This window comes from Pseudoalteromonas sp. Angola-30 (assembly GCF_028599215.1).
Taxonomy (GTDB): Bacteria; Pseudomonadota; Gammaproteobacteria; order Enterobacterales; family Alteromonadaceae; genus Pseudoalteromonas; species Pseudoalteromonas atlantica.
Genome location: NZ_JAQREI010000008.1, coordinates 121,964 through 135,818 on the forward strand (window position 1 = coordinate 121,964; position 13,855 = coordinate 135,818).

At 40.9% G+C, this 13,855-nt stretch carries 11 protein-coding genes and 5 tRNA genes; 5 read left to right on the forward strand and 11 right to left on the reverse strand.

The genetic code is table 11. From position 1 onward, the window contains the following. Nucleotides 1-3: 3 nt before the first annotated feature. The 9 genes from lon to PSH54_RS12180 all read right to left on the reverse strand — a co-directional run bounded on the left by lon (nucleotide 4) and on the right by PSH54_RS12180 (nucleotide 6,902). The gene (gene lon / locus PSH54_RS12140) at nucleotides 4-2,364 is read right to left on the reverse strand and encodes an endopeptidase La (RefSeq protein WP_004586897.1); all 2,361 of its coding nucleotides are present in this window, start codon (nucleotides 2,362-2,364) and stop codon (nucleotides 4-6) included. A 150-nt stretch (nucleotides 2,365-2,514) separates the two neighbouring features. Then, complete coding sequence (clpX, locus tag PSH54_RS12145; protein ID WP_004586896.1) at nucleotides 2,515-3,798, reverse strand: ATP-dependent protease ATP-binding subunit ClpX; 1,284 nt, start codon at nucleotides 3,796-3,798, stop codon at nucleotides 2,515-2,517. A gap of 135 nt (nucleotides 3,799-3,933) precedes the next feature. After that, nucleotides 3,934-4,551, reverse strand: coding sequence for an ATP-dependent Clp endopeptidase proteolytic subunit ClpP (clpP, locus tag PSH54_RS12150; protein ID WP_024033798.1), 618 nt, complete (start codon nucleotides 4,549-4,551; stop codon nucleotides 3,934-3,936). Between the two features lie 163 nt (nucleotides 4,552-4,714). After that, complete coding sequence (tig, locus tag PSH54_RS12155; protein ID WP_004586894.1) at nucleotides 4,715-6,019, reverse strand: trigger factor; 1,305 nt, start codon at nucleotides 6,017-6,019, stop codon at nucleotides 4,715-4,717. 355 nt (nucleotides 6,020-6,374) lie between these two features. After that, a tRNA-Pro gene (locus tag PSH54_RS12160) sits at nucleotides 6,375-6,451 on the reverse strand. Nucleotides 6,452-6,502: 51 nt separating this feature from the next. Further along, a tRNA-Pro gene (locus PSH54_RS12165) sits at nucleotides 6,503-6,579 on the reverse strand. A 15-nt stretch (nucleotides 6,580-6,594) separates the two neighbouring features. Then, a tRNA-His gene (locus tag PSH54_RS12170) sits at nucleotides 6,595-6,670 on the reverse strand. A 24-nt stretch (nucleotides 6,671-6,694) separates the two neighbouring features. Further along, nucleotides 6,695-6,771: transfer RNA gene (locus PSH54_RS12175), tRNA-Arg, on the reverse strand. A 54-nt stretch (nucleotides 6,772-6,825) separates the two neighbouring features. Next, nucleotides 6,826-6,902: transfer RNA gene (locus tag PSH54_RS12180), tRNA-Pro, on the reverse strand. 341 nt (nucleotides 6,903-7,243) lie between these two features. Between PSH54_RS12180 and folD the strand changes: the two genes are divergently transcribed. Continuing rightward, nucleotides 7,244-8,098: a bifunctional methylenetetrahydrofolate dehydrogenase/methenyltetrahydrofolate cyclohydrolase FolD gene (gene folD / locus PSH54_RS12185; protein WP_029772557.1), complete on the forward strand. Its 855-nt coding sequence runs from the start codon at nucleotides 7,244-7,246 to the stop codon at nucleotides 8,096-8,098. A 79-nt stretch (nucleotides 8,099-8,177) separates the two neighbouring features. Here the strand turns inward: folD and cysS are convergent, their stop codons facing one another. After that, nucleotides 8,178-9,557: a cysteine--tRNA ligase gene (cysS, locus tag PSH54_RS12190; protein ID WP_273606235.1), complete on the reverse strand. Its 1,380-nt coding sequence runs from the start codon at nucleotides 9,555-9,557 to the stop codon at nucleotides 8,178-8,180. 413 nt (nucleotides 9,558-9,970) lie between these two features. On the opposite strand from cysS, the gene PSH54_RS12195 reads away from it, so the two are divergent. The 3 genes from PSH54_RS12195 to PSH54_RS12205 all read left to right on the forward strand — a co-directional run bounded on the left by PSH54_RS12195 (nucleotide 9,971) and on the right by PSH54_RS12205 (nucleotide 12,137). After that, nucleotides 9,971-10,462, forward strand: a complete 492-nt coding sequence (locus tag PSH54_RS12195; RefSeq protein ID WP_024032242.1) for a peptidylprolyl isomerase — start codon at nucleotides 9,971-9,973, stop codon at nucleotides 10,460-10,462. 84 nt (nucleotides 10,463-10,546) lie between these two features. Next, a complete protein-coding gene (locus PSH54_RS12200; protein WP_273606236.1) occupies nucleotides 10,547-11,284 on the forward strand; it encodes a UDP-2,3-diacylglucosamine diphosphatase in 738 nt (245 codons plus the stop codon). 52 nt (nucleotides 11,285-11,336) lie between these two features. Further along, the gene (locus PSH54_RS12205) at nucleotides 11,337-12,137 is read left to right on the forward strand and encodes a substrate-binding periplasmic protein (RefSeq protein ID WP_273606237.1); all 801 of its coding nucleotides are present in this window, start codon (nucleotides 11,337-11,339) and stop codon (nucleotides 12,135-12,137) included. Nucleotides 12,138-12,169: 32 nt separating this feature from the next. On the opposite strand, the gene miaE is transcribed toward PSH54_RS12205, so the two are convergent. Then, nucleotides 12,170-12,940 carry a tRNA isopentenyl-2-thiomethyl-A-37 hydroxylase MiaE gene (gene miaE, locus PSH54_RS12210; protein ID WP_004586888.1) on the reverse strand — a complete coding sequence of 257 codons (771 nt, stop codon included), beginning with the start codon at nucleotides 12,938-12,940 and terminating at the stop codon, nucleotides 12,170-12,172. Nucleotides 12,941-13,155: 215 nt separating this feature from the next. On the opposite strand from miaE, the gene PSH54_RS12215 reads away from it, so the two are divergent. Then, nucleotides 13,156-13,755 (forward strand): Yip1 family protein, encoded by a 600-nt coding sequence (locus PSH54_RS12215; protein ID WP_004586887.1) that lies wholly within the window; start codon nucleotides 13,156-13,158, stop codon nucleotides 13,753-13,755. Nucleotides 13,756-13,855 lie beyond the last annotated feature (100 nt).

The window sequence follows — 13,855 nt, forward strand, 5'->3', positions numbered from 1 at the left end:
TTTTTATTGGTTTTTCGGTGTTTCGACTGAAAAACTCTCAACAGGATGCACTAAAGCTAACTTTAATACTTCATCAATCCATGTAACTGGGTGAACATCTAAGCCTGCCAGTACGTTATCTGGGATCTCTTTTAAGTCACGTTCGTTAATTTTTGGAATGATGACTGTTTTAATTCCACCACGGTGTGCAGCAAGTAGTTTCTCTTTTAAACCACCAATAGGCAGTACTTCACCGCGCAGTGTTATTTCACCTGTCATTGCTACATCGGCTTTAACGGGGTTACCTGTTAAGCTCGATACTAAACCCGTTACCATTGCTGCACCGGCACTTGGGCCATCTTTAGGGGTCGCACCCTCTGGTACATGCACATGAATATCGCGTTTTTCGTAAAAATCGTTATTAATACGGAACGTATCAGCACGATTACGAACCACCGTCATGGCCGCTTGTATCGACTCTTGCATTACATCGCCCAGTGAGCCTGTGTAGCTTAGTTTGCCTTTACCTGGCACAGCCGCACATTCAATGGTCAGTAAATCGCCGCCTACTTCGGTCCACGCTAAGCCTGTTACCTGACCAATGCGGTCGCCGTCTTCAGCTTTACCGTAGTCGTAGCGCTGTACACCTAAAAACTCTTCTAGGTTATCTTGATTGATAGTGACTGTTTTAGTCTCTTTATCAAGTAAGATATTTTTAACGGCTTTACGACATAGTTTAGATACTTCGCGCTCTAAATTACGTACGCCCGCTTCACGCGTGTAGTAACGAATAATGCCAATAATTGCACTGTCTTCTATTACTAGCTCAGAAGGTTTTAAACCATTGCGTTTAACTTGCTTAGTAATTAAGTGCTCTTTTGCAATGTTTAGCTTTTCATCTTCGGTGTAACCCGATAAGCGAATAACTTCCATTCTGTCCAATAATGGACCAGGGATATTAAAGCTGTTTGATGTTGCTACAAACATTACATCCGATAAATCGTAATCAACTTCTAAGTAGTGATCAGCAAAGTGGCTGTTTTGCTCCGGATCGAGCACCTCTAATAGTGCTGAAGCTGGGTCGCCGCGCATATCTGATGACATTTTGTCGATTTCATCTAACAAGAATAATGGGTTTTTAACGCCCACTTTTGTCATGTTTTGAATCAGCTTACCTGGCATAGAGCCAATGTAAGTACGACGATGACCACGAATTTCAGCTTCGTCGCGTACGCCACCTAATGCCATACGAACATATTTACGACCCGTAGAGCGTGCAATAGACTGCCCTAATGACGTTTTACCTACACCCGGTGGTCCTACTAAACATAAAATAGGCCCTTTAAGCTTATTGGTACGTTGTTGCACCGCGAGGTATTCAATTATGCGTTCTTTAACTTTATCTAAGCCGTGGTGATCGCTATCAAGAATTTTTTGCGCGCCTGCTAAGTCTTTTTTCACTTTAGAGCGTTTTTTCCATGGTACGTTAATTAACGTATCAATGTATGAACGCACTACAGTGGCCTCTGCAGACATTGGCGACATCATTTTAAGCTTATTAAGCTCAGCTGATGCTTTTTCTTTCGCTTCTTCTGGCATACCTGATTCTTCAATACGCTTTTTAAGCGCTTCAAATTCGTCAGGTACATCATCAAGCTCACCAAGTTCTTTTTGAATGGCTTTCATTTGCTCGTTGAGGTAGTACTCGCGCTGAGACTTTTCCATCTGCTTTTTCACGCGGGTACGAATTTTTTTCTCAACTTGTAATAAGTCTATTTCACCTTCCATCAGTGCCATTAGGTATTCTAAGCGCTCTGTAACGCTTGAAATCTCTAACACTTTTTGTTTTTCAGGCACTTTTAATGGCATATGCGCTGCCATTGTATCGGCAAGGCGTGCTGGCTCATCAATACCTGAAACAGAGGTTAATACCTCTGGTGGAATTTTTTTATTAAGTTTTACATAGCCTTCAAACTGGCTAACAGCGCTGCGGATGAAAATATCTTGTTCTTGCTCATCCACTGAATCAGATTCGATGAACTGAGCATTCGCTACAAAAAACTCATCGTTATCTACAAATTCTTCAATTTGTGCGCGCTGCGTACCTTCAACTAAAACTTTAACTGTACCGTCTGGTAACTTTAATAACTGAAGTACAGTAGCAATAGTACCGATACGGTAAATATCGTCTTGCTCAGGTTCGTCTACAGTTGCATCTTTTTGTGCAACCAAGAAAATTTGTTTGTCTTTATCCATTGCCGCTTCGAGGCATTTTATTGATTTTTCACGGCCTACAAAAAGCGGGATCACCATGTGCGGATATACCACAACATCGCGCAGTGCTAACACTGGGATTTCGACTCGATCGGTTCTCTCAAGCGTCATTATAGTTTCTCTTCGCACTTCATTTATTTAAAAGATTACTCAAGTATATGGGGATAATCTAATTAAAGTTCAACAATTTTCCCCAACTCGTTCAAATTAATTATAAAAAAAGGAGCCTAAGGCTCCTTTTTTATACAAATAGCTTAAAAACTACTCTGATGCAGCTTTATCTTGATTATTGTTTTCATAAATCAAGATTGGGTCAGATTCACCTTTAATCACGGTTTCATCTATAACCACTTTGCTTACATCATCCATTGATGGCAGCTCATACATAGTATCAAGCAGTACGCCTTCAACAATTGAGCGAAGTCCGCGAGCACCTGTTTTACGCTCCATTGCTTTGTGAGCAATAGCGCTTAGTGCATCATCACGGAACTCTAATTCAACGTCTTCCATACCAAACAATACAGAGAACTGTTTAGTAATGGCGTTTTTAGGTTCACTTAATATTTGTACAAGTGCCGCTTCATCAAGCTCAGTTAATGTAGCAACAACAGGTAAACGACCAATAAACTCAGGAATTAAGCCGTACTTAACTAAATCTTCTGGCTCTACGTCTTTAAATGTTTCGCTTAAAGAGCGGCTCGACGCTGACTCTTTAACGTTAACACCAAAGCCAATTCCGGTATTTTTATGGCTGCGCTGTTCGATTACTTTATCTAGGCCTGCAAATGCACCACCACAGATAAATAAAATCTTAGAGGTATCAACCTGTAAAAACTCTTGCTGCGGGTGCTTACGACCACCTTGTGGTGGTACTGATGCAACCGTGCCTTCAATTAGTTTAAGCAGCGCTTGTTGTACGCCCTCACCCGACACGTCACGTGTAATAGATGGGTTATCTGATTTACGCGAAATTTTGTCAATTTCATCAATGTAAACAATACCACGTTGCGCTTTTTCTACGTCGTAGTCACATTTTTGTAGCAGTTTTTGAATGATGTTTTCTACATCTTCACCTACATAACCGGCTTCGGTTAGTGTAGTTGCATCTGCCATAGTAAACGGTACATCAAGTAAACGCGCAAGTGTTTCTGCCAGTAATGTTTTACCACTACCTGTAGGGCCAATAAGCAAAATGTTACTTTTACCTAGTTCTACTTCTTGCTTTGTAGATTGGTTGCGTAGGCGCTTGTAGTGATTGTATACCGCTACAGACAATACTTTTTTAGCATGGTCTTGACCAATTACGTAGTCATCTAAGTGATTACGAATTTCTTTTGGCACAGGTAGTTTATCAGACGAATTATGCTTAGGAGCAATGTCTTTGATTTCTTCCCTGATAATATCGTTACACAGCTCTACACATTCATCACAAATGTATACTGAAGGACCTGCAATTAATTTACGCACTTCGTGTTGGCTTTTGCCACAAAAAGAGCAGTATAACAATTTATTACTTTTGTCGCCGTCTGTAGGAGTGTCAGACATTCAGCTACCTCTTTTATACGTTGGCTGCCAAATAAGGTTGGCAACTATTTCAAATTCGCTTTTAACTATACCAAAATTTACTGGTTTTCGCATAGTAACTCAAAGTGGCAAGCAATTATTTGCTTGCCTACACGCTTACTTGCTTTCGCGATTTGTAAACACTGAGTCAACCAGGCCGTAATCTACAGCTTGTGATGCACTCATAAAGTTATCACGGTCAGTATCGCGTGAAATAACATCTAATGGCTGGCCTGTATGCTCTGCCATTAAGCGGTTAAGTTTGTCTTTAATAGACAGGATTTCTTTAGCGTGTATTTCAAAGTCAGATGCTTGACCTTGGAAACCACCTAACGGTTGGTGAATCATTACACGTGAGTTTGGTAAACAAAAACGCTTACCTTTAGCGCCAGCAGTAAGCAAAAATGCGCCCATGCTTGCCGCTTGGCCAACACAAATAGTACTTACATCTGGTTTGATGAAGTTCATTGTATCGTAAATTGCCATACCAGCGGTTACCGAACCACCTGGTGAATTAATATATAAAAAGATATCTTTTTCAGGGTTCTCTGATTCTAAAAATAGCATTTGCGCTAAAATTAGATTTGCCATGTTGTCTTCAACTTGGCCCGTTAAAAAGATAATTCGCTCTTTTAATAGACGCGAATAAATGTCATACGAGCGCTCACCTTTAGCTGTTTGTTCAACAACCATAGGGACTAATGCATTTAGGGGATCTGTCATACCAGTGTTCATACTTTTTTAATTCCTTATGCGCTTATGCTTTTTCTTACTAAAGGAAGCATAGTTATCATTTTTCGCAAATTATGGGGCACAAACTAAAATGGCCCGGGCACACTGCATAAACAGAGTAACACGAGCCATTTAATCGTTAGCGAGCGCTTAAGTCAATGACTTATTAAGCACCTTGCTGAGGATTCATGATGTCATCAAATGCTTTTTCAACGTCAGACACGTTTGCTTTAGCTAAAATAGCTTCAACAGCTTGCTCTTCCATTGCAACATTACGCATTTGCTGCATAAGTTGATCATTTGCTTTGTAGTATTCTACTACTTCAGTTGGATCTTCGTAAGCAGATGCAACCGTAGCAATTAATGCTTCAACTTTTTCATCATCAACTTTGATATCGTTTGCTTTGATCACTTCACCTAGTAATAGGCCAGTTTTAACGCGAGTTACAGCTTGCTCGTGGAACAATTCAGCTGGAAGCTCAGGCATGTTTTTAGCGTCGCCACCAAAACGTTGAGCTGCTTGCTGACGTAATGCGTCAACTTCTTGATCAATAAGTGCTTTAGGCACTTCGATTTCGTTGTTTTCTAAAAGACCTTTAATCGCTTGGTCTTTCACGTTAGCTTTAACCGCTTGGTCTAGCTCACGTGTCATGTTCTTTTTAACTTCTTCTTTAAGCGCGTCTACGCCGCCTTCGGTAACACCGAACTTAGTTGCAAACTCTTCGCTTAATTCAGGTAGCTCTTGTGCTTCAACTTTTTTCACTGTGATAGTGAATTGAGCCGCTTTACCTTTCAGGTTTTCAGCGTGGTAATCTTCAGGGAAAGTTACATCAGCAACTACTTCTTCGCCTGCTTTTTTACCAACGATGTTGTCTTCAAAACCTGGGATCATACGACCTTGGCCAAGCTCAAGTGGGAAGTCTTCAGCTTTGCCGCCTTCAAACTCTTCACCGTCGATAGTACCTACGAAATCAACTGTTACACGGTCGTTTTCGCCAGCAGCTGCGTCAACATCAGCCCAAGAAGCGTGTTGCTTACGAAGTGTTTCTAGCATGTTTGCTAAGTCTTCGTCAGTTACTGTTACTGCTGGTTTTTCTACTGCAATTTTGTCTAAACCTTGAACTTCAACTTCAGGGTATACTTCAAACGTTGCTGTAAACTCTAAATCTTTACCTGCTTCAAGTGATTTAGGTGCAAATGATGGTGCGCCAGCAGGGTTAATTTTTTCAGCAACAATTGCTTCAATGTAGTTACGCTGCATTACTTCGCCAGCTACTTCTTGACGAACCGCAGGTCCAAAACGCTTGTTAATTACTGAAACTGGTACTTTACCAGCACGGAAGCCATCGATACGCTGCGTTTTTGACAGTTGTTGTAAGCGTTTTTTTACTTCGGTCTCAACGTTCTCTGCAGGAACGGTGATGGTCAGACGGCGCTCAAGGCCTTGAGTCGTCTCAACAGAAACTTGCATGATTTACCTCAATATTCAATTTTGGCGACTGTTCGCCTTCCTTACAAACAAAGTAATCTTCATGAGTCTTGATAAATTTTAAAGCGATTTTTCACTAAAAAGCATCCGTCACTACCATGAGATCCCATTGCTGCTCTGCCCTTCGGGCACTATGTTAAACAATAGACGCGGCATTATAACCTAATAATTATGATAGTCGAGTGTAGGGGGCAATTATTTGGACTAGTTTAGCTACGATCGAGACCAACTGCGTAAAAAACAGACTAACTGGTTCGTTAAAGCGATATTTTAGTAGGAAGTAAATAGAAGTTATTGTTGAGTGATTACTCGTTTACTTTCTTTAAGGTTAAGAAAGTGGTCGGCGATGCAGGATTTGAACCTGCGACCCCTTGGACCCAAACCAAGTGCGCTACCAAACTGCGCTAATCGCCGATAATAGTGTTGAATACTTAAATGTTGAATTTAAGACCACTTATGAGAAAGTGGTCGGCGATGCAGGATTTGAACCTGCGACCCCTTGGACCCAAACCAAGTGCGCTACCAAACTGCGCTAATCGCCGATACTCGAAGTAAATTGGGGTGACTGATGGGGCTCGAACCCACGACAACCGGAATCACAATCCGGGGCTCTACCAACTGAGCTACAATCACCACGGTATTTACTTTGTTTTCAAATGGCGCACCCGGAAGGATTCGAACCTTCGACCAACGCCTTAGAAGGGCGTTGCTCTATCCAGCTGAGCTACGGGCGCATCGAAAACTTCATAGTTTGCCTGTAAGCTATTCTATTATAAAAATAAAAGAAGTGGTCGGCGATGCAGGATTTGAACCTGCGACCCCTTGGACCCAAACCAAGTGCGCTACCAAACTGCGCTAATCGCCGATGCTTACGATTGCCTGCGAGTGACCTCGTTGACAACGGGGTGCATAATAGTGATTTGCCTGGGAGAGGTCAAACGTTTTTTGCATAAAATAAATCAATCGGTCATTTTTAGTTCATAATGGTTAAATATTGCAAAACTAAGCTGAAATTTAGACGCTTTTTTTGAAAACACCGGTTTATAACCTAAAAGCAACTTGGCGCTTCGGGCCTTTTCTGCGAAAATAGCCTGCATATTAAAAAAGCATTAATAAAATTAATTTTTTGCATACACCCCTCTTTATATGCAGATGCTTTTAAAATATAAGTATCGAAGTTTATTTAACCCCAATTAAAGGTCCCCCATGACGGCAAACATCATTGATGGTAAGGCAATCGCAAAGCAAGTACGTAGTGCAGTGGCTGAGCGCGTAAGCGAACGCGTTGCAAACGGTTTACGTGCACCCGGTTTAGCAGTAGTACTGGTAGGGCTTGACCCTGCAAGCCAAGTTTACGTTGGCTCTAAGCGTAAAGCGTGTGAAGAAGTAGGATTTATTTCAAAGTCATTTGATTTACCTGCTCAAACCAGCGAAGAAGAACTACTAGCATTAATTGATGAGCTAAATAACGATGGCGAAGTAGATGGTATTTTGGTGCAACTACCGCTACCTGAAGGCCTAGATGCTGAAAAGATTTTAGAACGTATTACACCACATAAAGATGTAGACGGTTTTCACCCTTACAATATTGGCCGCTTAGCGCAACGTATGCCGGCGCTGCGCCCATGTACACCCAAAGGGATTATTACCTTATTAGATTCAACGGGCGTGCGTTACAAAGGGATGCATGCGGTAGTTGTTGGTGCCTCTAATATTGTTGGCCGCCCTATGTCGCTTGAGTTATTACTTGCCGGTTGTACTACAACGGTATGTCACAAATTTACACAAGACTTAGAAACCCATGTGCGCCGCGCAGACTTATTAGTCGTGGCCGTAGGTAAACCTGAATTTATACCTGGTGAGTGGGTAAAAGAAGGTGCAATTGTGATTGATGTAGGTATTAACCGTTTAGATACAGGCAAGTTAGTGGGCGATGTTCAGTACAGTGTTGCAGAGCAAAAAGCTGATTTTATTACCCCTGTACCGGGTGGCGTTGGCCCAATGACTGTAGCAAGTTTAATTGAAAATACCCTCGAAGCATGTGAAAAATACCACAGTTAATTTAATGCCTTGGCATTAAAAAAGGGTTGCCAACTGGCAACCCTTTTTAGTTTAAAAGCTACTTTAGCGCATTTACGCTTTACGCTTTACGCCACGTTGTTTTACCTGCTGAGTCTTCAAGCACAACACCGAGTGCATTAAGTGCATCACGTGCTTCATCAGCAGCGGCCCAATCTTTGTTTGCGCGCGCTTCATTACGTTTTACAATCAACGCTTCGATAGTGGCTACTTCATCATCATCTTGCCCGCCTTGCAAAAACGATTCAGGTGCTTGCTGGGCAACACCAAGTACTTCGCCTATGCCGCGTAGCACAAATGCTAATTGCCCTGCTTGCTGTGTATCGGTGTCTTTAACGCGGTTTAGCTCTTTAGCCAGCTCAAATAAAACCGGTAACGCCTCTGGTGTATTAAAATCATCATTCATGGCTTTTCTAAATTTAGCCACGTACTCATTGTTTTCAATATCGCACGTTATTGGCTCAACACCACGAAGTGCTGTGTAAATACGTTCAAGCGATGAACGTGCTTGATCTAAATTCTCTTGCGAGTAATTTAGCTGGCTACGGTAATGCCCTGATATTAAAAAGTAACGAACTGATTCAGCGTCATATGTTTTTAATACCTCACGCACAGTAAAAAAGTTGTCTAATGATTTAGACATTTTTTCTTTATTTACTTGTACCATGCCTGTGTGGATCCATGTATTTACATACTTACCATTGTTTGCACAGCATGATTGCGCAATTTCGTTTTCATGATGCGGGAACTGTAAATCAGAGCCGCCACCGTGAATATCAAAATGCTCACCTAAATGCTTTGAGCTCATTGCTGAACATTCTATATGCCAACCCGGACGCCCTTCTCCCCACGGAGATGACCATGAAGGTTCGCCTGCTTTTGCTTTTTTCCACAATACAAAATCAAGCGGATCGTCTTTATCTTGTGCAACCTCTACGCGAGAGCCTGCTTGGAGCATACTTAAATCTTGCTGCGATAGTGCGCCGTACTGCTCAAACGTAGAAACATCAAAAAGCACGTCGCCGTCGTTTGCTACGTATGCATGGCCTTTTGCAATTAAGCGCTCAACCATTTCGATAATTTCATCCATATGGTTTGTAACCGTAGGTTCAATATCTGGGCGCAGCATGTTTAGGCTATCAAAGTCTTCGTGCATGGCTTGGGTCATACGCAAAGTTAGGTCATTAATTGACTCGCCATTTTCGTTTGCGCGTTTGATTATTTTGTCATCTACGTCGGTAATATTACGTACGTATTTTAAGTCGTAACCAAGGTGGCGAAGGTAGCGGACAATAACATCAAACCCGACAAATGTACGCGCATGACCGATATGACAAAAATCATAAATGGTGATACCACACACATACATGTCGATTTTGCCTTCGACCATAGGTTTAAACTGCTCTTTTTGTCGCGTGAGTGTGTTGTATATTTGTACCATTTACTTTTAGTCCTTGACTGTTTGCTGAGTTGGCTATGTTAACACTTGAAAAGCCCCCGCTCTAGCGCTTTTTATACCCAAACCACCTCAATGCGCGTGTTTAAGTTGGAATCAAAACCAATTTTGGCGAGGTCTTGATTGTGTGTAATAGAGGTTCTGTTGTTAAAATTAATAACACTGTAAAAATCAGTTTTAAACCACCCTGTTTATTGCTTAACAAACTCTTGCTCTGTGCATGGTTATTTATTGAAAGGAAATACCACAACGGCAAAATACCGCCTCGATATTAACCCCCTGTAAAACGCACAAGTATATACCTTGGGCAGCTTTGGATATATTGAACAAGCACTTTGTTTATCTTAGTTAACTAAGATAAAATAGCGCGACTAATTAAACCAGATATAGGAAACCACATGGTTGTTCTACACACTAATTTTGGTGACATCACCATTAAAATGTTTGAGCAAGAAGCTCCAAACACAGTTAAAAACTTTTTAGAGTACGCAAACTCAGGTTTTTACAACGGCACTATTTTTCACCGCGTAATTGACGGCTTTATGGTGCAAGGCGGTGGGTTTGTACCTGGTATGGAACAAAAAGACGTTAACGACCCAATTCAAAACGAAGCAAATAATGGCTTATCTAATAAAGTAGGTACATTAGCAATGGCGCGTACGCCTGATCCACATTCAGCAACAGCCCAATTTTTTATTAACGTTAACGACAACGACTTTTTAAACCACAGCAGCGAAACTTCGCAAGGCTGGGGTTACTGTGTATTTGCTGAAGTAGTTGAAGGCATGGACGTAGTAAATAAAATTAAAGGTGTAGCAACAGGCAGCGCTGGTTTTCACCAAGACGTACCGCTTGAAAATGTAATCATCGAAAACGTTACTGTAAGCTAAACGTTTACTCATACACTGAGTAATTAAGCGGGCATGGTACATTATGTATGCGCCCGCTTTTATTTAACCTAACTAGATGCCTCTATGACTTCTCAAACCTACTTTATTGCAGACTTACACCTAAGTGAAAACCGCCCAGATATTAGCGAGGCCTTTTATCGCTTTATAAATACGCACATTATTGGTAAGCCCGTAGATGCACTGTATATTTTAGGTGATTTTTTTGAAGTATGGGTTGGGGATGACTACGTAACAGAATTGGCTAGTGAGGTAGCAAAGCATTTAAAAGCCGTTAAAGATGGCGGTACACCAGTGTACTTTATACACGGTAATCGCGATTTTATTATGCGTGAGCAATACGCTAAACGCGCAGGTATGGTATTGCTAAACGAGCAAACGGTTATAGATTTATATGGCACTCCCACTGTTATTTTGCACGGTGATGAAATGTGTACTCAAGATATTGAGTATCAAAAGTTTCGTAAAAAAAGTCGCGGTTGGTGGTGGCCTAAATTAATGTTAGCAATGCCACTATGGTACAGAAAAAAAATTGCTCGCAATGCCAGAGAAAAAAGCAAATTAAGCCAAGCCGACAAACCCATAGAAATTTTAGACGTAGTAGATGACGCCGTACTAACGATGTTTGCCAAGTATAATGTAAGCAACATGATACACGGCCACACCCACCGCCCTAACGTACACACTTACACTGTAGGTAAGCAAACACTAACACGCACTGTGCTTGGTGATTGGTATACTCAAGGCTCATATTTAGTGGTTACTCCACAAGGTCAAAAACTCATTAATACGCCCTTCGCATAATTTCAAATCCTGACTATTATTTAAGTACTTTTTGGTAATAGGATAAGGATATATGTATAAAGCTATTTATTGTTTGGTGCTTTGTTGCATTTTTTCCAAAGGGTATGCATCAGAAAATTGGCATCTCGTCGCCGAAAACTCCCCACCCTATATTGGTGAGCGCTTAATTGATAACGGCTGGGTTACTGCCTTAACTAAAGCGGCCTTAGCTAATCAAAATATTAATAACGACATAGAGTTTACCAGCTGGAACAGAGCGCTGGAGCTTACCAAAATAAATAAAAAAGATGCAATTTTAGGCGCTTTTTATACAAAGTCGCGTACTGATATTTTTTATTATTCGCGCCCACTTGCTAACGTATACGTTGGACTATTTAAGCTCAAAGACAGACAAATAAACTATGACGGCAGTATGGACTCTTTACAGCCATACAGTATTTGTAAAGGCGTTGGCTACGCAGTAAGTGAAGTTTTTTCTGAAAGTAATGCCCTGGCCGTAACCTCAACTCGCGGGTTAATTAACAGTTTATATATGCTTCAAAAAGGACGAATAGACTTAGTAGCAGGCACTAAAGAAGTGGGTGAATACTGGTTAAAAAACACCGAAAAGCTTAATGAACCCGGCGCGCCACAAGTTGAATATATTTCGCCCGATTTAGAGCATCATCAACTGCATGTTATGTTTCCAAAGTCTGACCCTGATGCAAAACAAAAAAGAGACGCGCTTGAACAAGGCTTTTCTACTATTTTATACAATGGCACCGCAAAAGAGCTATTAGTAAAACATGGCTTTTCTCAAAGCACGGCGCTTGAGCTCATAGACTTTATAGAAAGAAGTAGCACACCTAACTAGCCGGTGTGCTTAAAGAGCTAAATAGCACCACTTTAGTTAGTAACTAGTGCAGGTGCGCCACTGTGAAATTTAAAGTCTTCATCAGGGCTAGTGATCAAATCAGCCTCAATTTTACCAAAAAAGTCGACTCGCTCAGTAATATCAAAATCAGCAATTTCTTGTGCCAGTGTTAAGTAATCTTGATAATGGCGCGCCTCAGAGCGAAGCAATGAAATATAAAAATCGCCTAAGCGTTTATCAACATGTGGAGCAAGTGCAGCAAAACGCTCACATGAGCGAGCCTCAATATAAGCACCTACAATTAGTTTATCGACTAATGCATTAGGCTCAAACGTTTTAACGTTACGTAGCATCCCTTTAGCGTAACGACACGGTGTAATACTGCGGTACTCTACTCCATACTCGTCCATTATTTCGAGCACTTGATAAAAGTGATGTAATTCTTCTTTTATTAGCATCACCATTTTATCTATTAAATCTTGCCCGTAAGGTGAGTTAGACTTTGGGATAATAGATTTTGTAAGTTTATTTTTAGCCGCTAAATCACGCCAATTACCTTCGCGTTTATAAATAAGTGTTTCAAAGGGCTTTAGCCATTCAAGTAATGCATCGCTGCTGTCTTTATCTACCGCGTACTTACGAATTAAAAACATTGCACTTTGCGCTGCTTTTAACTCACAAATTAAGTGATCGATTAAAATAATCGATAAATTTTCTTTTTTTACTGCCTCAATAACCCATTCATTTGGGGTTTCACACAATAAAAAATTATTAATAGGGGCTAAAAGTTCGCTATGTGGCACAGGGCTGCTCGTTACTTCAAATAATAAAAAGCCATTTTAACACGAAAAATAACGAAGAATAAAACGAGCTAAAACAACCTCTTTAAAATGTTAATAAGCAGTTAACTTGACTTTGTATATGAACTAAACCATAAATATAGGTGCTGTATAAAAAACAAACTAACTAAAACTAAATTATAACCAACAGTAATACGTTCCTTTTATGGAGTACCGCTATGATACTGAACCACCTGTGGGGCATTTATGCTCATCCACTCGAAGAATGGCAAACAATAGATAACCGCCACGAAAGCCTGACTTATAGCCTGTCGCATATTTTACTTATTGCATTATTTCCATCGATTATGGGGTATTACTCATCGGTGTATTTAGGCTGGAGTATTGGTGCGGGCAACCCAGTATTTTTAACACATGAAAGCGCACTGCTAATTGCCGTGGCTATGTATGGTGCGTTAATAGCCGGTGTGTTTGCACTGGCCTATTTAGCCCATTGGATGGCCGTTACATTTGGTGCTAAACCTACCTTTACACAAACGCTTGAACTTGCCGCTTATACTGCTACACCCGTGTTTATGTCGGCCTTAGCCGCTTTTTTACCTGAGCTGTGGTTTGTTGTTTGCGTAGGTATGATTGCCCTAGCCTACTCGGTGTACTTGCTTTATACAGGCGTGCCAATACTAATGCATATTCCACAAGAGCGCGGCTTTATTTATGCCAGCTCTGTTGTTACCTGCGGGCTAATTTTATTGGTAATAATTTTAGCTGTAACCGCAATACTTTGGACTAACGGCATTGTGAGTCCAATGTTTACCTAATCAACCACGTTGTTTGATATGAAGTGTTCCCTTTCTTTCCTTCGCAAAAAAGGAGCTAATTAGCTCCTTTTTTTTATGTCTGATTATGTTTAATCACACA